Origin of the sequence: Pseudidiomarina tainanensis (assembly GCF_004214835.1) — a bacterium.
GTDB classification, from domain to species: domain Bacteria; phylum Pseudomonadota; class Gammaproteobacteria; order Enterobacterales; family Alteromonadaceae; genus Pseudidiomarina; species Pseudidiomarina tainanensis.
Genome location: NZ_PIQJ01000003.1, coordinates 1 through 20,568 on the forward strand (window position 1 = coordinate 1; position 20,568 = coordinate 20,568).

The window sequence follows — 20,568 nt, forward strand, 5'->3', positions numbered from 1 at the left end:
GATCCATTCCGAACTCAGTAGTGAAACGCTTCAGCGCCGATGGTAGTGTGGGGCTTCCCCATGTGAGAGTAGGACACCGCCAGGCTTCAAATACGACGAGACCCCGAGCTAACGCTCGGGGTTTTTTTCGTTTACGGACCCAACAGCGCAGCGCACGAACAACGCCTTTCGTCTCTGCCTTCCACTAATATCTAATATCCAATAGCTAATATCATCTCTATCTTCATATCTTCGGAACATTCTGATCTATATCAGAACAAATCGGTGTAATTAATAAGTCACAAAATCAACTATCATATTAATTACAAACAATAGAAGTAGAGGACATCGATATGACTAATTCTAATTTACGATTAGCAATATTGGCTTCATTAAGCCCAGCATTGTATATCTCTGGAAATACGGCATTTGCTCAAGATAACACAGAGGCTGAAGCCGCAGAGCGCATCCAAGTTGTCGGGTCACGACTTTCCTATCGCACCGCGACCGATGGTTCAGCGCCTGTTGATATCATTTCTGGTGATGATCTTGCTGCTAGCGGTATCACAGAAACTGCTCGCGCCCTTCAATATGCTGTGCCGAGCTTTAACTTCCCAAGTTCTTCGATTACTGACGGTTCGGATGCCGTACGTCCTGCTTCGTTGCGTGGTTTATCGCCTGACCATACGCTGGTATTAATTAACGGCAAACGTCGTCATAGCAGCGCATTAGTGCATTTGAACGGTACGACTGGTCGTGGTAGCTCAAATGTCGATTTAAATGCTATTCCTATTTCTGCTATTAAGCGCATTGAAGTATTGCGTGATGGTGCTGCCGCGCTGTATGGCTCAGATGCAATCGCTGGTGTGATTAATATTGTTTTGAAAGACCAAAGCGAGGGTGGCTCTATTACTGCCAATGGCGGTCAGACTTATGAAGGTGATGGCGAGCAGTACAAAGTGCATGGTAATACAGGATTCTTAATTGGTGACGCTGGCTCGTTAACCCTTGCAGCTGAGTATCACCATAAGAATAAGACCAATCGCGCCGGTTTAGATCCGCGCCAACAGTACCCACTCGTGAATGGTGAATTAGATCCGCGTGAAGAAACATTTAATCGCTTAAATCATCACGTCGGTGACGCTTCCTTTGAAAACAAAGCAGTGTTTGCAAACTTTAAGATGCCTGTGGGTGATTCTTCGCAATTGTATGCGTTTGCAGGTTATAGTGATCGTACTTCGCAATCGGGCGCATTTTATCGTCGCGCACTCGATAATCGTAACCTTCTAGAAGTTTACCCTGATGGTTTCTTGCCATTATTGTCGCCGGAAACACAAGATGTGAGTTTCACTGGTGGTTATAAATTCCGTGTTGGCGAGTGGGATGTCGATGTGAGTGCGGGTATGGGATCGAGTGAATTCCAGTACCGTCTCGAAAACTCACTTAATGCATCTTTAGGCCCAACCACGCCAACTGAATTTGATGCCGGTACTTTAAAAATGGAAGAAACGAATGCAAGCATTGATTTCTCTCGCTTCATTCCATTTGTAAATAACTCGGATTTAGCTGTCGCATTTGGTGTTAGTTATCGCGAGAATGCATACGAAATTACAGCTGGCGATGAAGCTTCATACGTGAATGGCGAATTTGACGGGCGTCCGGCAGGAAGCCAAGGTTTCACAGGATTCAAGCCTGAATCAGAAGTTGACGAATCGCGTGATAACATTGGTATTTATGCTGAAGTCGAAAACATGCTAACGAGTCAGTTCCAGTGGGGCGCGGCGATTCGTTACGAAGACTATTCTGACTTCGGTAGTAATACGAGTTGGAAACTATCTGGACGGTACGATTTCACCGATAGTTTTGCGGTGCGCGCTACGGCTAATACAGGCTTTAGAGCGCCAAGTGTGCAGCAGATATATTTTACCAACATCTCAACACTGTTTATTAATCGTGATGGCGTGCTTGTTCCAGAACAATCAGGTACGTTCAATAACATTAGTCCAGTCGCACAATCACTGGAACTGGGCGCTCTCCAACCAGAAGAATCGCAAAGTTTCAGTTTCGGTTTCGTCTGGCGTGGTGCTGAAGATTTAACGTTGACTGTCGACGCCTTCCGAATTGCGATTGATGATCGCATCATTCTATCGAGTTCGTTAGTGCCGGGAGATTCTCCAGCAGTTGCCGAAGCCCTTGCGCAAGCAGGTGCGGATAATGCACGATTCTTTATCAACGCCGTAGACACCACAACACAAGGTGTTGATGTCGTTCTCACCAAGGATTTCCAATTGGAATATGGTGACTTGCGTGCGCAGTTTGCTTATGGCTATAACAAAACCGAAATTGATGGCGTCAATCTGCCACAAATTCTTGATGGCTTAGAGGGCAAGTTGTTTGATGGTGTCGAACGCACACGTATGACGCGCTCAGTCCCGCGCAATAGCGGGTCACTCGCATTGACCCATAGCATCAATGATTTCGAGACGCGCTTGGCATTCAACTATTTTGGTGACTACGTGCTCGAGAATAATTCAGGTTTGCAAACGACGTTCAGTGGTAAATGGGTTACCGATTTGTCGATGCGTTACCAGGCCACCGACAATATGAATGTGAGTGTTGGGGTACAGAATCTATTTGATGAATATCCAGACGAACAAGATCCGTCGAATCAGTTCAATGGCATCTTTATTTATCCAAACACGAACGCGCCTTTCGGCTTCAACGGCGGCTATTATTTTGCTGAGTTAACCTATTCGTTTTAAATTAAAAATCTAACGAAATAGTTGTCAAAGCCACTAACTCCAAGTTAGTGGCTTTTTTATTTTCTAAATTAAACACAATAAAAACAAGTAGATAAAAGTAGGCACGACAATTGCATAGTAAATATCAGACACATAATTTTTGGTTTGATCAGTTACTCGGATTTATTAGGAGATTTACTATGCAACGCAAAACAAACATCGTCTGGATTATTCTCGCTATTGTCGCGGCTTTATTCTTTGCTGACGAAATACTCGGCTTTGTTGGCGCAATTCTTGGCATTGTTTTTAGTATTGGATTAACCGGGTTATTGGTTCTGGCCCTTGCCGCAGGTGCGTTTGCATTAGCCGTTTTTGTCGGCTGTAGTGTTGGACTTGCTCTAACAATTGCGGTGGTAGCATTGGTGATGAGCTTGTTCGGTTGGCTTCTGCCCTATTTAGTCGTCGGATTCTTGGTGTACTTAGCGGTTCGAAAAAAGCCAAATACTGTGTAAACTGCAATCATCAATGGTTGTGGAGACGATGATGCAAGTATTAAAGATATTATTGGCTTTGGGATTGTTATTACCGATTTCGCTCAGTGCTGCTGAAGTCGAAATCTCCAATCCGTGGGTTAAAGAGTCGATTCCGGGTACAGAGAATGGCGCTGGTTACTTTACGATTACTAATACTGGCTCGTCAGTGATTAGTATAGTTGGAGCTACCACTGCTGCGTCACGAGCTGTTGAGGTGCATCAACACGTGATGCGCGATGGCATGATGCGTATGCGACGGGTACCAGAGTTAACGCTTGAACCCAGCGCAACGGTGGTTTTTCAGCCGGGCGGCTACCATTTGATGCTATTTGGTGTAAAGAATGCGTTTAAACCGGGTGATCAAGTTGAATTTACGCTTCAATTCAGTGATGGTGATAGTGTAAGCTTCGACGCCGAAGTTCGATCAATCCGTTAGAAAGGATCATATACATGAAAAAGGTTGCCGCAGTCATTCTTGCTCCAGCTATGTTGTTATCAAGTGCGGTTCAGGCCGATACCTTGCTCGGAGTTTATGCAGGGGGGCAGATTTGGGATACGGAAAATACCGGGAGTTTTGGATCTGGTGCAGGAAATCAATCATTTGGATTCGCGGATGAAAAGCAACAAAGCTTTTATATCGCGTTAGAACATCCAGTTCCGTTGTTGCCAAACATTAAAATTCGCGAAAATGAATTATCGACGCAAGGCTTCGTGACGCTTTCGGAAGATTTCGTCTATAACGGTGAAGGTTATAGCGCTGGTACATCGCTTGCGAGCGCAATCGACTTAAGCCATACCGATGTCACCTTGTATTATGAAATTTTTGACAACGATTTACTGTCATTCGATATCGGTGTTACCGGTAAAAAAGTTGATGGCTTATTGGCCGTGCGCGATGCGCAATCAGAGAACTCATTAAAGAGTGATGGATGGATTCCTACCGGTTACGCTCAATTGCGAGTAGGCATACCTGCCACACCATTAACGGTTTATGGTTTAGCAAACGCAATCAGCATCGATGATAGCAGTGTTCGTGATATCGAAGCGGGCATCGAATATCGTTTAGTAGAAAACTTAGCAGTCGATTTGAACTTACAGTTAGGTTATCGCGATATCACTATCGAACTTGATGATCTTGATGGTATCTATTCAGACTTGCAGTTCAAAGGGCCTTATCTCGGTTTAGAAGTCCATTTCTAAACCCAGCACAAAAAGGTTTTTTAGTAGTAAGGTGTCACTGTAGCGGCGGTCATACGATAGCCGACTACAGCGACATCGCCTTCCACTCGTTTGACTTCAATCGTACCCTCTACCCACACGGCATCGAAGGTATCTTCGTATTTCACGCCGTCAGCAAAATCGACTAGAACGATCTGATTCGGTGGTGGTGGCGGCACGTGCACACAGGCACCAAAATATGGAACCAACAAGAATTGTGTGACTTTTTCAGCATCACCTTCTAATTGAACAACGTAACCAGGAATCTTGATCTTTTTGCCATCCAAGCTTTCAACCATGGGCGCATCCAATTCTGGTTGGATGGCTAACTCTGGGTTCGCGTCATAAAAAGCCTGACTGCGCACGGGTGGTGGTTTATAGCCTTCTGGAACTAGCTCTTTCCAATGCGTTGTTTGATATTCATCGGCAAGTACTTGTGGCGCAATTAGGCTAAGTATCGCAGTCAAAAATACAGCAGAAATTAATCTCATAATCGAATCGTCAACCCATCAGCTAAGGCATTGCGATAAGCTCGCCATGCCGGAATAAAACTTAATAATATGGCAGCGACAAGAACTGCCCCTGCAAATAAAAATTCAGTGGTGGTAAGCGGTGTTGCGCGTAACAACATACCTGTATTCACCAGTAACCAATCAGAACCCACTCCTAAAATTATAAATAGGAGCCCGATACCAAGCGTGACGCCAGCGATAGCTAATAAAAAGGCTTCGCTCACTAACAACCCAAATATCGTAAACGGGCCGGCGCCAATGGAACGTAAGACCGCCATTTCTCGACGTCGTTCCCGCAAGCTAGCAAGTAGTGTTGTTAACATACCCAGCAACCCTGTGGCAACGACCAATGCTGAAACTGCAAAGAGTGCTTTTTCGAAAAGATTCAGTGTTCGCCATAGTTCGGTTAAGGCAAGACCCGGCATGATAGCTGTTAACGGCTCACCTTCATAGGTATTGATTTGACGCTGTAATCGAAGCGCCAAGGGCTTATTTGATAAACCCAATAATACCGCACTGAGGGTGTAAACCGGCTGCTCATGGACAAGTTCGTGCTTGTGGTCATGATCGTCATGTTCGCTCGCCATGATTTCACCATGCACCAAGCCAAGCCCAGCTAATGGGACATATAGGGCTTGATCGGCAGGCGTTGCGGTTGGCGCTAATATGCCTTGTACAATGAATGGATGAGCATCATGCTCACTAAAGCTAATACCACCTGAGCCATGCGCGATTGTCAGTTCGTCACCCACATTGAGGTCAAGCCGACGTGCAACTTCTGCACCTACAACAACAGCTTCTTGTTGAGCGTCAGTAAACGCGGTGCCCGCGCTGAGCTGTAAACGCTCACGATTACCATATTGAAAATACTCAAAGAAAGCTGGTGTGGTTCCGACTACGGGATAGCTGGCAAAACTATCACCAAGAGCCATTGGTATATGCCAGGCCACGCCGGGCAACTGTTGTAAGTATTCGTAACTTTGCCAGCTCAAACTGTTATTCATAGCACCGATATGAAACACGCTGCTTAACAGGAGTTGAGTTGAACCGGTGCGTGCACCGACAATGAGGTCGGTACCTGATATTGTATTGGCGAAGTTTTCTTGAGTTTGTGTGCGCACACGTTCAACACCTAATAATAATAGAGTGCTGACAGCAATAGCGAGTATGGTTAACCACGCACTCGCTTTACGGTTCGCCAAACTGGCGATGGCGAGCCGAATCATTTTGCTTCCCTCCGCGCAGTATTGATTTCATTGAGCTCAATGGCACGGTCGAAATGATGTGCCAAGCTTCCGTCATGCGTAACAAACAGCAGCGTTATATCATGTTGCTTACAGGCGGTGAAAAGTACTTCAATGAAGTTATCGCGATGGTCAGCATCGAGTGCTGATGTTGGTTCATCGGCAATGATCAGTGCTGGGTTTCCAAATAATGCGCGCGCCGCTGCCACCCGTTGTTGTTGCCCAACACTCAGTTGATGAGCAGGACGATCGAGATCTTCGGTGTTTAGCCCTAACTGTTGCAGTAGTTGTTTCGCTAACTGTTCGTGGTTCTTTGATTGCTGAGCGAGTCGTTGACGTCGCACAGGAGAAAACTGTTGTGCGAGAACGACGTTTTGCCAAGCTGACAAATATGGAAGCAAATTAAACTGTTGAAAAATATAGCCGATTTCGTTAGCTCGGAGTTTGTCGCGTTGGCGTTGTGAGAGCTTGCTGAGGTCTTTTCCTAAAACAAAAACTTGTTCTGGAGCGGCTTGGTGAATACCGGCTATGAGACTGAGTAAGGTTGATTTACCTGAACCGCTCGCACCGCGCAGTAACACATGTTCACCGCGATGGATGGTTAATTCAGGAATGTGCAGGAGCGGGCTTGTGGCACCTGGCCACCGAAACTCAAGTTGTTTGAGTTCAATACAGGTGCCACCCATAGGGCTTATTTCTGCTTCGCGCGCTCGAATGAAGTCATGATCTCTTCTTTCGCAGCGTCGATGTCACCCCAGCCTTCAACTTTTACCCACTTACCTTTTTCAAGCTCTTTATAACGCTCGAAGAAGTGAGTGATTTGGGCTTTCAGTAACTCAGGAAGGTCGTCCACATTGCTAATGTGATCATATTCCTTGGTTAATTTGCTAACTGGAACCGCAATAACTTTTGCGTCTTCACCAGATTCATCGGTCATCTTCAATACGCCAACAGGGCGACATTTAATGACAGAGCCTGGTTGCAATGGATAAGGTGTTGGCACTAAAACGTCCACTGGGTCACCATCAAGCGACAAGGTTTCATTGACAAAACCATAGTTACATGGATAGAACATTGGCGTCGACATGAAGCGGTCTACCCATAACGTGCCGGTGTCTTTGTCTACTTCATATTTAATCGGATCTGCATTAGCAGGGATTTCAATGATAACGTTTACTTCTTCTGGCAGATTTTTACCTGCGCTAACGTGACTTAAGCTCATGTTTTTTCCTGTTTCAAAGACGATAAAATTATGGGGCAATATTATACGGTCTTGTCGCCCGATTGCGAACCCTCTAAGTACCGCAAACACGTTTCAACCTCGTGCTTGGCACCAAGAATAATGCCGACGCGCTGATGAATATCAGTGGGCTGAATATCCAAAATTCGCTCTTCGCCACTGTGCGCAGCGCCGCCAGCTTGCTCAATGAGCCACGCCATCGGGTTGCCTTCATACATTAACCGCAATTTATACGGTTTGTTGGCCGAACGCGCATCCCATGGATAAGCAAATAAACCGCCCCGACATAAAATACGATGCACATCAGCTACCATTGCGGCAACCCAGCGCATATTAAAGTTTTTCGCGCGCGGACCGCTCGTGCCAGCTAACAAGTCATCAACATACAGTTGCATACCTTCTTGCCAGTGACGGAAATTAGACATGTTAATGGCAAATTCTGATGTTTCCGGCTCGATTTTCAAATCTTTCTTCGTGAGTAAGAACTCACCAACCGTTTGGTCTAAGGTAAATAGACGTAAGCCTTGACCAGTGGTAAAGGCAAGCATGATAGACGGGCCGTATAAGATATAACCGGCGGCAACTTGGTTTTTACCAGGTTGCAAGAACATATCAACATCGCCGCTATTGTTTTCAGGTACCGGCAAAACTGAAAAAATGGTACCGACCATGCTGTTGATATCAATATTCGAACTTCCATCAAGCGGGTCAAAGGCAACCAAGTACTTACCTTGTTCGTTGCCAAGCACAATGCCTTCTTCTTCTTCCGATGCAACGGCACGAACATGTTGACATTCCAGCAAGATCTCTTTGATCAGCTGATTCGACAAAATATCCAATTTCTTCTGCGTTTCGCCTTGAATATTTTCCGATAGCGTCGAACCAAGCACGCCGGCTAACTCGCCCTGCCCAACACGAAAAGAAATCTCCTTCGCACAAATTTGCAAGGAATTAATAACTGATATCAGAGCTTCGTCGACCTGATCATGGCGTAAGGTCGGAATTAGGCGTTGCATGGAACCCTCGTGAAATTACTTGTTAGTTGCGAACCGAGTTTTAAACGCGGCTAAGTTTACCGCAAATTTAAGCAAATTGCCTGCTCAGATTGTCGTCGTGTGAATGTGCCGTGATACACTAAGGTTAATATAAAAAATTGAGTGAAACCCATGCATATTCATATTCTTGGAATCTGTGGCACCTTTATGGGTGGTATTGCTGCACTGGCGAAGCAACTTGGACATAAAGTGACAGGTAGTGATGCTCAAGTGTACCCGCCAATGAGCGACCAATTGCGTCAACTTGGTATCGAACTGATTGAGGGCTACGAGCCGAGCCAGTTGGAACCGCGTCCTGATTTAGTGATTATCGGTAATGCACTGAGTCGTGGCAATCCGGCGGTCGAGGCCGTGTTAAATCAACGTATTCCCTACACATCTGGCGCACAGTGGCTTCACGATGCGTTACTGCAACACAAATGGGTGCTGGCGGTAGCTGGTACCCATGGTAAAACCACGACTTCTAGCATGTTGACTTGGTTGCTCGAGTACGCTGGTTTGAAACCTGGCTTTTTAGTCGGTGGCGTATTGGCGAACTTTCAGCAATCAGCGCGTTTGGGTGAGAGCGACTTTTTTGTCATTGAAGCAGACGAATATGATACGGCGTTTTTTGATAAGCGCTCGAAATTCGTTCATTACTGTCCAAGCACGTTGGTGCTGAATAACCTTGAATATGACCATGCCGATATTTTTCCTGATTTAGCGGCCATTCAGCGGCAGTTTCACCATTTGATACGAGTGGTGCCAAGCTATGGACGAATCTTTTATCCAGAACATGAACAAGCGTTGTGTGAAGTACTAGCGCAAGGTTGCTGGAGTGAAAAAGTCACAATTGGTAAGGATGGAGAGTGGGTTGCTCAGCTCGTTCAAGCGGATGGTAGTGCCTTCGAGGTTTTCTACCGTGGCGAAAAACAAGCGACTGTGGAGTGGTCTTTAATCGGTCAACACAACGTATATAACGGTCTGATGGCAATCGCAGCCGCGCATCATGTTGGGGTGCCAGTTACGGTGAGTGCGGAAGCCTTTACGCAGTATAAAAATACCAAGCGTCGGCTCGAATTGCTCGGCGAGGTAGCAGGCATTAAAGTTTATGATGACTTTGCCCATCACCCGACGGCAATCACCACAACATTGGCCGGTATGCGCAAGAATGTTGGTGATGCGCGTATCATTGCCGTGCTAGAGCCGCGCTCGAATACTATGAAGCTTGGCACCATGGCTGATGCGCTAGACGGTGCATTAGCTGATGCGAATGAAATTTTTATGCTGCAACCAGACAAGGTACAATGGTTGGTTTCTGAGAAAGTACCGCGCGCTCAGGTTGGCAATTCGGTCGAACAGTTAGTCGAGATGATAAGTAATCAAGTTCGTGCTGGTGACCATATCGTGATCATGAGTAATGGCGGTTTTGAGAATATTCATCAACGATTGTTGGCCAGCTTAAAAGCGTCGTAACCAATGAACTGATAAGGACAAAGCATGACTCGGTCAAGCGTTACTGTAGCCATCACTGGTGCGTCCGGCGCGCCATACGCTGTGCGCTTATTGGAATGTTTGTTAGCACAACAGCAACACGTTCATGTACTGATGTCGAGTGCGGCACGAGTGGTATTTGCAACAGAGTTAGATTGGCAACTACCAGCATCGCCGCAAGGCATGAGTGAAGCATTACAACAGCACTTTGGTGTGGGCGCAGAACAATTGCGTGTCTACGGTAAAGAGGAATGGTTTTCGCCGGTGGCTTCGGGCTCTGCGGCACCAAAGAAAATGGTTGTCTGCCCATGTTCAACCGGTACGTTATCAGCCATTGCCCATGGTAGCAGTGATAATCTTATTGAACGGGCTGCCGATGTCGTAATGAAGGAACGCGGGCAACTTATTTTGCTACCGCGCGAAATGCCCCTTTCAGCCATTCATCTCGAGAATATGCACAAGCTCGCGCTTTTGGGTGTCACGATTATGCCAGCAGCCCCTGGTTTTTATCACAAACCGGAGTCCATCGACGACTTGGTCGATTTCGTGGTGGCACGCATCTTAGATCATCTCGGCTTAGAGCAAACACTACAACCACGCTGGGGATACGGCGAGGAGTCAAAATAATTTATGAAAGCACTATCTATTCGTGGATTAAAGAAAACCTACAAAGGCGGACATGTTGCCTTGAAGGGTATCGATTTAGATGTTGAAGAAGGCGATTTTTTCGCGCTACTGGGCCCTAACGGTGCTGGCAAATCAACCACTATCGGTATTATTTCGTCGTTGGTGAATAAAACCGAAGGACAAGTGAATGTCTTTGGTTTTGATCTCGACACGCAACTGAGCGATCTGAAACGCCAAATTGGTCTTGTTCCGCAAGAGTTTAATTTCAACCAATTTGAAACGGTACAACAGATTGTGGTGAATCAGGCTGGCTACTACGGCGTGCCGCGTGAAGTCGCAAAACAACGTTCAGAAAAATATCTGAAGCAATTGAGTTTGTGGGACAAGCGCAACAGCCCTGCGCGTATGCTGTCTGGCGGTATGAAACGTCGCTTAATGATTGCACGTGCGTTATTGCATGAACCCAAACTATTGATTTTGGATGAGCCAACAGCAGGCGTCGATATCGAATTGCGACGTAGCATGTGGGATTACCTTGAAGCGATTAACAAACAAGGTATTACGATCATTTTAACCACACATTATCTAGAAGAAGCAGAAACCTTATGTCGCAATATTGCGATTATTGACCAAGGCACCATTATCGAAAACACCTCAATAAAGCGCTTGTTGGCGACCCTGAATATGGAAACTTTTGTATTCGACCTAGCGCCAAATGACGTTGATGATGTCGCGCAATCTCTGCAGCTAGAAGGCTTTAATTGGCGTGCTGTTGATGGCCACACGATTGAAGTGGACGTTGAAAAGAGCCAAGGGCTTAACCGCGTTTTTGAGCAACTTAGCCAACAGAAAATCACTGTATTATCAATGCGGAATAAAGCAAATCGCTTAGAGGAATTGTTTGTGAATTTAGTCGAAAAGGGCCGTCAGCCAGCGGCTGCGGGAGCGTAATATGACATCTTCTATCAGTTACATTGCACTCAAAACCATTTGGATTAAAGAATGCACCCGGTTTTTGCGTATTTGGGTTCAAACCCTGGTACCGCCGGCCATTACAATGACCCTATACTTTGTGATTTTCGGTAGCATTGTTGGTGAGCGTATTGGCGAGATGGGCGGACGTCCGTACATGGAATTTATTGTGCCAGGATTAATCATGATGTCGGTGATTACCAACTCCTATTCAAACGTTGCCTCGTCGTTTTTTAGCGCGAAATTTCAACGCAATATTGAAGAGATGCTTGTAGCACCAGTATCTCCAGCCGTCATTATTGGTGGTTATGTTGGTGGTGGCCTAGCGCGAGCGCTGATTGTCGCGGTGATTGTTACCTGCGTGTCGTTTTTGTTTGTCGATAACGTCAGTATTCATAATCTATTGATTTTAGTTTTGACCGTGATTTTGACCTCGACCTTATTCTCTCTTGGCGGTCTGATTAACGCGGTACACGCAAAAACATTTGACGATATATCGATTGTGCCAACTTTCGTATTAACGCCACTGACTTACTTAGGCGGTGTATTTTTCAGTATTCAATTGTTGCCAGGAATTTGGCAGACGGTAGCGCAAGCAAATCCAGTGTTATACATGGTGAATGCATTCCGTTACGGCTTTCTTGGCGTTTCTGATGTGAACGTCGCGGTTGCGTTGACCGTTATTATCGGCTTTAACGTCGTGCTATTTGTTACCGCTTATACCTTATTGAAGCGCGGCGCAGGAATTCGTTCGTGAATCAGGAATCAAGAGCAGTTACCACGAATCAGCATGGCAACCACGATGACTTGGTTGCTGTTGTCATGCGCCATTTGCGCTCGCCGTTTCGTAAGCCAATCCAAGAACATAATCGCGAAGCATTTGCGCAAGTGCAAAAGCTAGTCGCTGATTGGCAAGGGCCGATTATCTTAGATTCGTGTTGTGGTGTTGGCGAGAGCACCGCATATATCGCCGAGCAAAATCCGAACGCATTAGTGATTGGTGTTGATAAGTCAGCGCATCGACTTGGTCGTCACGCCCATTATCAAAATGCCGAAGCCGGCCAGCGATACATACTAGTGCGTGCTGATTTACATGACTTTTGGCGCTTAGCCGTTGAGGCGCATTGGCAATTGGATCAGCACTATATTTTATATCCGAACCCATGGCCAAAAGCCGCCCACCTCGGCCGTCGTTGGCATGGCAGTCCTGTTTGGCCTTATGTGTTAGGTCTGGGAGGGCGTTTGGTTATGCGATCAAATTGGGTGACTTATTTGACGGAAGTTGCTAGCAGCTTGGCATTGGTCAATTGCAGCGCTTCAATATCGCCACTACTGGCTCGGCATGAACCAATCACGCCATTTGAGCGGAAATATCAACGTAGTGGTCAGCAACTATGGGAATTACACGCGCAGTTGCCGGAAGATGGTCGATATTTTTCTGCAATCGAGGCAGAATAGAGCGCCGCATTCTCTAGGAATCAAGGGCTCAGGAATCACAAGGAAATTTGTTTGAGCGACAACAATTTTGCAGAAGTAAGCCAAGAAGCGTTACTGAAAATATTTACTATTCCCGAAGCGCCAGACTCCACGCTTGGCAAAATCGAGAAGCACCTCTCAGAAAACCTTATGGGATTCTTGGGAGAGCATATTGTTGCCCGCGAAAAGCCGTTGCATGAAATTGAGCAGAATTTTAGCTCTAGCGAAATCCCTGAAGAACCTCGATATGTATCCGATCATACCGAATTCTTATTAAATAACCTCGTTGCCCATTCGGTACACACGTCATCTCCGCGTTTTATCGGACATATGACGTCAGCTTTGCCATATTTTCTGTTGCCATTGGCAAAGCTTATGGTCGGGCTCAATCAAAACCTAGTTAAAATAGAAACCTCAAAAGCATTCACACCACTTGAGCGCAACGTATTAGGTATGCTGCATCATTTGGTTTATCAGCAGAATGAGAGTTTCTATCAGCGCTGGATGCATAGTGCGCAGCACTCGCTAGGAGCGATGTGCTCTGGCGGAACCATTGCGAATATTACCGCGCTGTGGGTTGCTCGAAATCTAGCACTGCGCCCTGATGGCGATTTCGCTGGTATTGCAGCTGAAGGGCTCGCTGCCGGCTTGGCGCATTACGGGTACAAGCGCCTCACCATTATGGTGTCTGAGCGCGGTCACTACTCACTGGGTAAAGCTGCCGACGTACTCGGGATTGGTCGGCGTAACTTAATTGCTGTGCCAACCGATGAGAATAATCGAATTCGTATCGATAAATTGCGTGAAGCTTGTGACAAAGTTGCCAATGAAGGTGGCCGAGTGCTTGCCATTATTGGCGTTGGTGGCACTACCGAAACGGGTCACATTGATCCTTTGAATGACCTTGCGGATGTGGCCGAGGAGATTGGTGCTCACTTTCATGTTGATGCCGCATGGGGTGGGGCAACCTTGCTATCGCACCGGCATCGTCAGTTACTGCGAGGCGTTGAGCGCGCTGATAGTGTTACGATTGACGCGCATAAGCAAATGTATGTGCCCATGGGTGCTGGCATGGTGCTGTTTAAAGACCCGAGTATGGTGCGTGCAATTGAGCATCACGCCGAGTACGTGATCCGTCATGGCTCAAAAGACCTCGGTGCACACACAATGGAAGGCTCACGTCCCGGTATGGCGATGTTGGTCTACTCAGCGATGCATGTCATGGGGCGCCGTGGTTATGAGCTATTAATCGACCAAAGCATCGAAAAAGCACAAGAATTTGCCGAATTAATTAAACAGCAAGATGACTTTGAGTTAATTACTAAGCCAGAGCTTTGTTTGTTAACCTATCGCTTTGTGCCGACGAAAGTGAAGCCATTATTGAAACAGGCAAGCGCTGAGCAAATCCGCCGAATTATGCCGCATTTAAATGCACTCACGCGATTTATACAGAAGCGTCAACGTGAAACCGGTCGCTCATTTGTATCGCGGACAAAAATCACGCCAGCGCAATACCATCGCGAGCCGACAGTCGTATTCCGTGTCGTGTTAGCAAATCCGCTCACAACGAAAGAAATGCTCGAAGAAGTGCTCGAAGAGCAACGGGAGATTGCCGCGCAAGCGATGAGCTTACGCGGGGCGCTTTACACTGAGCTACGTGAGTTAGGATTGGTGCGTGAACCGCACGGTCGTTAACGATCGAACTGCAAATTATCAATTAGACGCGTTGTGCCAAGATAGGCCGCCACGAGCAATACGAGTTGGCGGTCGTTCTCCTGAAGCTGAGCTAAATTATCGCGACGTCGCAACTCGAGATAATCCATTCTAAAACCTTTGCTTTTCAGATGTTCTTGAGCTTCTAATAAGGCTTGCTCAACTGCGGTACCAGATTGAATCGTGGCGGCCGTTTGTTGCAACGTTTGATAAATCACAGGCGCTATATTGCGTTGTTCCGCCGACAAATAACCATTACGCGAACTCAAGGCAAGACCATCGTCAGCTCGCTCGGTTGGCATGCCAATAATATCTACAGGCAAACTCAAATCTTGCGTCATCAAGCGAATCACTTGCAGTTGTTGGAAGTCTTTTTCGCCGAATACCGCCACATCTGGTTGCACCATATTAAATAGTTTTGCAACAACCGTAGCAACGCCACGAAAATGTCCAGGTCGGCTGGCGCCACACAAAATATCTGAAATCTCAGGAACTTCAATGAAGGTTTGTTGGGCTAAACCTCGCGGATACACATCGGCGACGGTCGGTGCAAATACCGCCGTGACTTTGCGCTCGGCAAGGGCAAGACAATCTGCGTCGAGCGTGCGTGGGTAGCTATCGAGATCTTCATTGGCGCCAAATTGCATGGGGTTGACGAAAATACTCACCACAACATGATCGGCATGTTGCTTCGCTAAATCGACGAGCTTTAAGTGGCCTTCATGAAGGTTGCCCATTGTTGGCACCAGTGCCACGGTACCTTCCACTTGATTCCGCCAGCCGCGAAGCTCCTCAAGACTTTTCAATAGCTGCATAATGATTACTCGAAAGAATGCTCTGGGCCAGGGAAACTTCCGTCTTTGACTTGCTTAATGTAAAGCTCAGTTGCACTGGCTAAATCGCCAGCTTCGGCAAGAAAGTTCTTCACAAACTTAGGCAAGTAATCGCTGTTCATGCCAAACATATCGTGCATGACAAGAATCTGACCGTCGGTGTGAGGGCCGGCACCGATACCAATCACTGGAATAGATAATTTTTCGCTAATCAGTTGTCCCAATTCGGTTGGCACACACTCAAGCACTAACATTTGGGCACCAGCCTGCTGCAAAGCAAGTGCTTGGCGAACTGTGTTTTCTGCTGCGCTTTGCTCACGACCTTGAATTTTATATCCACCGAGTACATTGACCGATTGTGGCAGCAAGCCCAAATGTGCACAAACCGGCACACTGCGTTCTACCAGCATACGAATAGTTTCGAGTAACCAATCACCGCCTTCCAGTTTCACCATGTTGGCGCCAGCGCGCATGAGTTTTGCAGCCTCTTGGCAAGCCTGTTCTGGCGTGGCATAACTCATAAATGGCATGTCAGCCATCACAAAAGCATCCGGTGCGCCACGTCGCACGGCTTCGGTGTGATAGGCAACTTGTTCAACGGTAACCGGTAGCGTTGTCGCTTGCCCTTGAATGACGTTTCCTAGTGAATCGCCGACGAGCATGAAATCCATGCCACAATTTGCAAAGAGTTTCGCAAAAGATGCGTCGTAAGCGGTAATTGAGACGATTTTGTCTCCCGCAGCTTTCATTTTGGTTAATTTCGAAATCGTCATGCCCGCCATAGCGAACTCCTTGCGGCAACCTAGAGAGGGTCGATTGTATCAGGTTATTTTTTTAAGGTCATGATGCGTCATGTCAATCAGTAGCGACGCAACACTTCGACCATTAGGTAAGTTCAGTTCGGGTGCTAGTTCGGCTAGTGGAATGAGAACGAAATCACGTTCTGTCATACCCGGGTGCGGTACGCACAAGCGAGGTTCATTGATGACCTGATCATCATACAGTAGCAGGTCGAGATCTAACGTACGTGGTCCCCAATGTCTTATGCGTTGGCGACCAAACTGGTTCTCGACAGTCTGCAGTAAATCAAGTAATTCAAGGGGCGCTAAGTCGGTCTCAGTACAGCACACCGCATTCACATAATCGGGCTGATCACTTGGGCCCATCGGCGTACTGGAATAGAGCGAACTGCTGCGTAAAAACTGTAATTGCGGCAGGCCACTTAAGTGCAAGATTGCGTCTTTAAGTGTCTGTACTGGATCGCCCAAGTTGGCTCCAAGCGCAATGTATGCAGTCGCCATTACTCTGCTCTTTTGTTTGTTTTTGCGCGGCGACGACGGCCACCACGGCGACCGCGCTTCTTGCTTGGTCTGCTTTCATCGGCTGCCGCTGGTGCTGGACTAAACTCCGTATTTTCTTGCAGTTTCGTCCAGAACTGAGCGCGCTGCTGTAGCGGCTTTTGTTCAAGCGGCGTTGCAGTTTTCGCGCGTAACAATAAAAAGTCATAAGCGGCGCGGAATTTTGGATGCGTCAACAAACTATTGATGCGTTTCCCTTTAGCACGTTCCATGCGTTGCTGTAATTGCCAAATTTCTCGGGCTGGGATGCTGAAACGTTTTGGAATAGCAATGGTTTGCACTTGGCGTCCAATAACATCTGCAGCAGCTATGTTGAGCGCATCAACAGGCGGTAAGCCACTCTCAACACTTAACTGCTCCATACGCGCTTGCAGTGGCCACCAAAGTAACGCGGCAAATAAATATGCTGGCGTAATCCGTTGTTCATTGCGAACTCGTGTATCGGTATCCAAAAACGTTTGGCGAAGCATTTGATAAGGCGCTTCTGTTGGCGCGGTTAAGTAGGACTTTAACAACGGAAATAGTTGCTGGAATAAATGATAATCCACTAGCATTTCAAAGTTTGCCAAACCTTTACCGGCGGTAAATAACTTTAAGACTTCTTCAAACAATCGTGCCGGTGGAATGTTTTGTAGCAGCGGCGCGAGTTCCCGAATAGGCTTGGCAACCGTATCATCGAGGCGCATGTTGAGCTTTGTGGCAAAGCGAATCGCTCGCAACATGCGTACTGGGTCTTCACGATAACGCGTTGGTGCATCGCCGATCATGCGTAGCACGCCAGCTTCGATATCTTTCATGCCATCGGCAAAATCAACAATACTGAAATCGGCAATGTTGTAATACAGGGCGTTAACCGTAAAGTCACGGCGTTGCGCATCTTCCTCGATAGTCCCGTAAACATTGTCGCGAAGGAGCATACCCTCATCATCTTGTTTGGAAATTTTATCAGCGCGTTTGTTATCCACATCATTATCGGTGCCATCGTCGGTATTATCATGATGGCCACGAAATGTCGCGACTTCGATGATTTCGCGACCGAAGACAACATGAGCCAAACGAAAACGACGGCCGACCAAGCGGCAATTACGAAATAGTTTACGGACTTGCTCAGGTGTCGCGTTGGTGGCGATATCAAAATCTTTGGGATGCAGGCCAAGAATCAAATCACGCACGCATCCGCCTACCAAATAAGCTTGGTATCCTGAGTTATGCAGTCGGTACAGCACTTTCAGAGCCGGTTCTGAAATATCTTTGCGCGAAATCGGATGTTTATCGCGAGAAATAATTTTAGGTTTGGCGAGAATATTCTGCGGTAAATTTGCGTTGTCCGCAGAGCGCTTCAATGCGCGTTGAGCCAAAGCTTTCATGCGTTTGATAATAAGAGGTTCTCCAGCTAATGTCGCAAACGGTTATATTGTATCCTGCTGGCGCGTTTCAGGGAAGCTTCTCGCTTGCCATTGTGCCACCGCATCAGCGAGCATTTGCGGTATATTTAAACGGCTATTGGGTGTTAATCCGAGAAACCGCATTGCAGCTTGCAGTTGTTCTTTTGCGTCCGTGTTACTTAGTGCTGGCGCATGATTTTGTTTACTGAGCTTTCGGCCCTGCTCATCAAGCGCTAATGGCACATGCTTAAAATGTGGTGTGCGGTCGGTAAAATACCGCCATAGGTTGAGCTGCCAACTGGTTGCTGTCAGTAAGTCTTCACCACGAACAATATCCGTAACACCTTGTTCAATATCATCAACCACCACGGCCAATTGATAAGTAAATAAACCATCGCGGCGAAACAATACAAAATCTTCACCAGCAAAATTGGGCTCGATATCGACATGACCTTGCCAACCATCGTTGAAACTAAGTATTGGGTCATCGTTGCGAAAACGCACTGCTGAGTTAGGAGAGCGGATATGTTTATTACGGCAGGTTCCCGTGTAGTAAGGGCCTAATGCCTTGATTTGTTTACGTGTACAGGTGCAGCGGTAGGTTAATGGGCGATGTTGAAGCTGTTCGAGTGCTTGTTGATAAACTTCGGTGCGTGCACTTTGGTACCAGATCTCACCATCCCAATGTAACTCATGCTGTTTGAGTTGCTCCAGAATAACTTGGTCAGCACCAGCAACAGCACGCGGGGTATCAATATCTTCGATACGAACCAGCCAAGTTCCGCTATTTGCGCGGGCATCAAGATAACTCGCAAGGGCGGCAATCAGAGAGCCAAAATGAAGGGGCCCCGACGGAGTCGGGGCAAAGCGTCCACAGTAAGAAAAGGATGCGGCCATATTAGGCGCCAGTCATTTGCTTCTCTTTGATTTCAGCTAAAGTTTTGCAGTCAACACAAAGGTCGGCAGTTGGACGAGCTTCTAAACGGCGAATGCCAATTTCGATTCCGCACTGGTCACAAAAACCAAAATCGTCGGCTTCGATTTTTTGCAGTGTTTTCTCGATTTTCTTGATTAATTTGCGCTCGCGATCACGCGTACGTAGCTCTAAACTGAATTCTTCTTCTTGCGCAGCACGATCAACCGGATCAGGGAAGTTTGCTGCTTCATCTTTCATATGGTGCACGGTGCGATCGACTTCTTCACGCAATTGCGCGCGCCAAACTTCAAGAATTTTACGAAAATGCGCACGTTGCGCCTCATTCATGTACTCTTCGTCCGGCCCGAGCTCGTATGGCTCCAAACCAGCTTGCGCCAGAATGCCATGGGCTTTTTTCGGCGTTCCTTGAGGCATTATGGTTCTCCTGTATGAGACGTTGTTATTAAAAAGGTCGGTACATATACCAGAAAGCGAATACCGGCGCAATTTAATTTCTAATTATTTACGCCAGTCGCAATCGTTATGTTTACATTAATACCGGTAGTTCTCGCAACGGTGATATTCCTGTCGGTGTCAATTTACATCCCAGTGCATAAAACTCAACACCAACTTCTCTCGCGGTACGGCAAGCATCGGCGTATTTGGGGTCAATGTGGTCAGCTGCGCTGACTTGCTCAATCCCACTGTGTAAAACTGTATATAAAACTAAAGCGCGATGACCATCGGTGACCATATCCTGCAAACTACGCAGATGTTCGAGCGCGCGTTTGCTGACGGTGTCCGGAAAGTAGCCCTGATTATGCGTGGCGAGTGTGACACTTTTTACCTCAATAAAAGTGCGACGCTGTTGCGAATCGACTCCAAACCAATCGATGCGGCGATTATCATAGCCATATTTTTGCTCGGCACGTAAATTTTGTACCCCTTGCAAGGGTGCAAGAAGGTTGTGCTCAAGTGCTTCACCGGCAATTTGGTTGGCACGATGAGTGTTCACGCAGATAAGATGACCGGCAAAGTCTTCAACGAGTTCCCAAGTGTAACGATATTTGCGTTTCGGGTTCGCAGAATCACTTAACCAAACCCGCATGCCGGGTTCGGCACACCCTGTCATCGCGCCGGTATTTGGGCAATGCACTGTGATAATATCGCCATTTTCCAATTTAACATCGGCTAAAAATCGTTTATAGCGTTTAATTAGCACCGCCTGTCGTAAAGGGTTGTGAAACAGCATTGTCAGCCTCATATAGCTCGGATACGATAGAGCCTTAAAAG

At 46.9% G+C, this 20,568-nt stretch carries 22 protein-coding genes and 1 rRNA gene; 11 read left to right on the forward strand and 12 right to left on the reverse strand.

What is annotated here, in order from left to right; translation table 11 throughout:
* The 5 genes from rrf to CWI82_RS10115 form a co-directional block, all read left to right on the forward strand.
* Positions 1-85 (forward strand): 5S ribosomal RNA (rrf, locus tag CWI82_RS11595); the annotation flags it as partial.
* A 247-nt stretch (positions 86-332) separates the two neighbouring features.
* Positions 333-2,741 (forward strand): TonB-dependent receptor plug domain-containing protein, encoded by a 2,409-nt coding sequence (locus CWI82_RS10100; protein WP_130203456.1) that lies wholly within the window; start codon positions 333-335, stop codon positions 2,739-2,741.
* Positions 2,742-2,920: 179 nt separating this feature from the next.
* A complete protein-coding gene (locus CWI82_RS10105; RefSeq protein ID WP_092858624.1) occupies positions 2,921-3,232 on the forward strand; it encodes a hypothetical protein in 312 nt (103 codons plus the stop codon).
* Between the two features lie 28 nt (positions 3,233-3,260).
* Positions 3,261-3,689 (forward strand): copper chaperone PCu(A)C, encoded by a 429-nt coding sequence (locus CWI82_RS10110; RefSeq protein ID WP_165383924.1) that lies wholly within the window; start codon positions 3,261-3,263, stop codon positions 3,687-3,689.
* Positions 3,690-3,703: 14 nt separating this feature from the next.
* On the forward strand, positions 3,704-4,453 hold the full coding sequence (locus tag CWI82_RS10115; protein ID WP_092858620.1) for a TIGR04219 family outer membrane beta-barrel protein: 750 nt from the start codon (positions 3,704-3,706) through the stop codon (positions 4,451-4,453).
* 20 nt (positions 4,454-4,473) lie between these two features.
* On the opposite strand, the gene CWI82_RS10120 is transcribed toward CWI82_RS10115, so the two are convergent.
* From CWI82_RS10120 to CWI82_RS10140, 5 genes are read right to left on the reverse strand one after another with little or no spacing between them, the layout of a single operon-like run.
* On the reverse strand, positions 4,474-4,962 hold the full coding sequence (locus CWI82_RS10120) for a DUF3299 domain-containing protein (RefSeq protein ID WP_092858618.1): 489 nt from the start codon (positions 4,960-4,962) through the stop codon (positions 4,474-4,476).
* The gene (locus CWI82_RS10125) at positions 4,959-6,209 is read right to left on the reverse strand and encodes an ABC transporter permease (RefSeq protein ID WP_130203458.1); all 1,251 of its coding nucleotides are present in this window, start codon (positions 6,207-6,209) and stop codon (positions 4,959-4,961) included. Before CWI82_RS10125 ends, CWI82_RS10120 begins: the two co-directional genes overlap by 4 nt.
* Positions 6,206-6,913: an ABC transporter ATP-binding protein gene (locus tag CWI82_RS10130; RefSeq protein WP_130203459.1), complete on the reverse strand. Its 708-nt coding sequence runs from the start codon at positions 6,911-6,913 to the stop codon at positions 6,206-6,208. The genes CWI82_RS10125 and CWI82_RS10130 overlap by 4 nt, the downstream gene beginning before the upstream one ends.
* A gap of 5 nt (positions 6,914-6,918) precedes the next feature.
* A complete protein-coding gene (gene ppa / locus CWI82_RS10135) occupies positions 6,919-7,449 on the reverse strand; it encodes an inorganic diphosphatase (RefSeq protein ID WP_092858612.1) in 531 nt (176 codons plus the stop codon).
* 41 nt (positions 7,450-7,490) lie between these two features.
* Complete coding sequence (locus tag CWI82_RS10140; RefSeq protein WP_092858610.1) at positions 7,491-8,483, reverse strand: class 1 fructose-bisphosphatase; 993 nt, start codon at positions 8,481-8,483, stop codon at positions 7,491-7,493.
* Between the two features lie 150 nt (positions 8,484-8,633).
* Between CWI82_RS10140 and mpl the strand changes: the two genes are divergently transcribed.
* Genes mpl through panP form a run of 6 tightly spaced genes read left to right on the forward strand, consistent with a single transcriptional unit; the run spans position 8,634 to position 14,765 of the window.
* Complete coding sequence (gene mpl, locus CWI82_RS10145) at positions 8,634-9,977, forward strand: UDP-N-acetylmuramate:L-alanyl-gamma-D-glutamyl-meso-diaminopimelate ligase (protein ID WP_130203460.1); 1,344 nt, start codon at positions 8,634-8,636, stop codon at positions 9,975-9,977.
* A 24-nt stretch (positions 9,978-10,001) separates the two neighbouring features.
* On the forward strand, positions 10,002-10,622 hold the full coding sequence (locus tag CWI82_RS10150) for a flavin prenyltransferase UbiX (protein WP_130203461.1): 621 nt from the start codon (positions 10,002-10,004) through the stop codon (positions 10,620-10,622).
* A gap of 3 nt (positions 10,623-10,625) precedes the next feature.
* Entirely contained in the window at positions 10,626-11,573 is a 948-nt protein-coding gene (locus CWI82_RS10155; RefSeq protein WP_130203462.1) for an ABC transporter ATP-binding protein, read from the forward strand.
* 1 nt (position 11,574) lies between these two features.
* Positions 11,575-12,351 carry an ABC transporter permease gene (locus CWI82_RS10160; protein ID WP_092858603.1) on the forward strand — a complete coding sequence of 259 codons (777 nt, stop codon included), beginning with the start codon at positions 11,575-11,577 and terminating at the stop codon, positions 12,349-12,351.
* Positions 12,348-13,052 (forward strand): tRNA (guanine(46)-N(7))-methyltransferase TrmB, encoded by a 705-nt coding sequence (gene trmB / locus CWI82_RS10165; RefSeq protein ID WP_233340250.1) that lies wholly within the window; start codon positions 12,348-12,350, stop codon positions 13,050-13,052. Before CWI82_RS10160 ends, trmB begins: the two co-directional genes overlap by 4 nt.
* Before the next feature lie 51 nt (positions 13,053-13,103).
* Positions 13,104-14,765, forward strand: a complete 1,662-nt coding sequence (gene panP / locus CWI82_RS10170) for a pyridoxal-dependent aspartate 1-decarboxylase PanP (protein WP_130203463.1) — start codon at positions 13,104-13,106, stop codon at positions 14,763-14,765.
* Here panP and panC read toward each other — a convergent pair.
* From panC to sfsA, 7 genes are all read right to left on the reverse strand, one after another.
* Positions 14,762-15,598 carry a pantoate--beta-alanine ligase gene (panC, locus tag CWI82_RS10175; RefSeq protein WP_130203464.1) on the reverse strand — a complete coding sequence of 279 codons (837 nt, stop codon included), beginning with the start codon at positions 15,596-15,598 and terminating at the stop codon, positions 14,762-14,764. The two genes, panP and panC, sit on opposite strands and share 4 nt — an antisense overlap.
* A gap of 5 nt (positions 15,599-15,603) precedes the next feature.
* Complete coding sequence (panB, locus tag CWI82_RS10180) at positions 15,604-16,398, reverse strand: 3-methyl-2-oxobutanoate hydroxymethyltransferase (RefSeq protein WP_092858597.1); 795 nt, start codon at positions 16,396-16,398, stop codon at positions 15,604-15,606.
* A 39-nt stretch (positions 16,399-16,437) separates the two neighbouring features.
* Complete coding sequence (gene folK, locus CWI82_RS10185; RefSeq protein ID WP_092858595.1) at positions 16,438-16,917, reverse strand: 2-amino-4-hydroxy-6-hydroxymethyldihydropteridine diphosphokinase; 480 nt, start codon at positions 16,915-16,917, stop codon at positions 16,438-16,440.
* Positions 16,917-18,341 (reverse strand): polynucleotide adenylyltransferase PcnB, encoded by a 1,425-nt coding sequence (gene pcnB / locus CWI82_RS10190; protein WP_130203465.1) that lies wholly within the window; start codon positions 18,339-18,341, stop codon positions 16,917-16,919. The genes folK and pcnB overlap by 1 nt, the downstream gene beginning before the upstream one ends.
* Positions 18,342-18,383: 42 nt before the next feature.
* A complete protein-coding gene (gene gluQRS, locus CWI82_RS10195; protein WP_130203466.1) occupies positions 18,384-19,256 on the reverse strand; it encodes a tRNA glutamyl-Q(34) synthetase GluQRS in 873 nt (290 codons plus the stop codon).
* A gap of 1 nt (position 19,257) precedes the next feature.
* Positions 19,258-19,710 carry an RNA polymerase-binding protein DksA gene (dksA, locus tag CWI82_RS10200; protein ID WP_055439665.1) on the reverse strand — a complete coding sequence of 151 codons (453 nt, stop codon included), beginning with the start codon at positions 19,708-19,710 and terminating at the stop codon, positions 19,258-19,260.
* A gap of 112 nt (positions 19,711-19,822) precedes the next feature.
* The gene (sfsA, locus tag CWI82_RS10205) at positions 19,823-20,527 is read right to left on the reverse strand and encodes a DNA/RNA nuclease SfsA (RefSeq protein WP_130203467.1); all 705 of its coding nucleotides are present in this window, start codon (positions 20,525-20,527) and stop codon (positions 19,823-19,825) included.
* Positions 20,528-20,568: the final 41 nt, after the last annotated feature.

Excerpts from the sequence above, each read along its gene's own strand:
- CWI82_RS10100 (WP_130203456.1), top strand. The coding sequence starts at position 333 with ATGACTAATTCTAATTTACGATTAGCAATATTGGCTTCATTAAGCCCA.
- CWI82_RS10105 (WP_092858624.1), top strand. The coding sequence starts at position 2,921 with ATGCAACGCAAAACAAACATCGTCTGGATTATTCTCGCTATTGTCGCG.
- CWI82_RS10110 (WP_165383924.1), top strand. The coding sequence starts at position 3,261 with ATGATGCAAGTATTAAAGATATTATTGGCTTTGGGATTGTTATTACCG.
- CWI82_RS10115 (WP_092858620.1), top strand. The coding sequence starts at position 3,704 with ATGAAAAAGGTTGCCGCAGTCATTCTTGCTCCAGCTATGTTGTTATCA.
- CWI82_RS10120 (WP_092858618.1), bottom strand. The coding sequence starts at position 4,962 with ATGAGATTAATTTCTGCTGTATTTTTGACTGCGATACTTAGCCTAATT.
- CWI82_RS10125 (WP_130203458.1), bottom strand. The coding sequence starts at position 6,209 with ATGATTCGGCTCGCCATCGCCAGTTTGGCGAACCGTAAAGCGAGTGCG.
- CWI82_RS10130 (WP_130203459.1), bottom strand. The coding sequence starts at position 6,913 with ATGGGTGGCACCTGTATTGAACTCAAACAACTTGAGTTTCGGTGGCCA.
- ppa (WP_092858612.1), bottom strand. The coding sequence starts at position 7,449 with ATGAGCTTAAGTCACGTTAGCGCAGGTAAAAATCTGCCAGAAGAAGTA.
- CWI82_RS10140 (WP_092858610.1), bottom strand. The coding sequence starts at position 8,483 with ATGCAACGCCTAATTCCGACCTTACGCCATGATCAGGTCGACGAAGCT.
- mpl (WP_130203460.1), top strand. The coding sequence starts at position 8,634 with ATGCATATTCATATTCTTGGAATCTGTGGCACCTTTATGGGTGGTATT.
- CWI82_RS10150 (WP_130203461.1), top strand. The coding sequence starts at position 10,002 with ATGACTCGGTCAAGCGTTACTGTAGCCATCACTGGTGCGTCCGGCGCG.
- CWI82_RS10155 (WP_130203462.1), top strand. The coding sequence starts at position 10,626 with ATGAAAGCACTATCTATTCGTGGATTAAAGAAAACCTACAAAGGCGGA.
- CWI82_RS10160 (WP_092858603.1), top strand. The coding sequence starts at position 11,575 with ATGACATCTTCTATCAGTTACATTGCACTCAAAACCATTTGGATTAAA.
- panC (WP_130203464.1), bottom strand. The coding sequence starts at position 15,598 with ATGCAGCTATTGAAAAGTCTTGAGGAGCTTCGCGGCTGGCGGAATCAA.
- panB (WP_092858597.1), bottom strand. The coding sequence starts at position 16,398 with ATGGCGGGCATGACGATTTCGAAATTAACCAAAATGAAAGCTGCGGGA.
- folK (WP_092858595.1), bottom strand. The coding sequence starts at position 16,917 with ATGGCGACTGCATACATTGCGCTTGGAGCCAACTTGGGCGATCCAGTA.
- pcnB (WP_130203465.1), bottom strand. The coding sequence starts at position 18,341 with ATGAAAGCTTTGGCTCAACGCGCATTGAAGCGCTCTGCGGACAACGCA.
- gluQRS (WP_130203466.1), bottom strand. The coding sequence starts at position 19,256 with ATGGCCGCATCCTTTTCTTACTGTGGACGCTTTGCCCCGACTCCGTCG.
- dksA (WP_055439665.1), bottom strand. The coding sequence starts at position 19,710 with ATGCCTCAAGGAACGCCGAAAAAAGCCCATGGCATTCTGGCGCAAGCT.
- sfsA (WP_130203467.1), bottom strand. The coding sequence starts at position 20,527 with ATGCTGTTTCACAACCCTTTACGACAGGCGGTGCTAATTAAACGCTAT.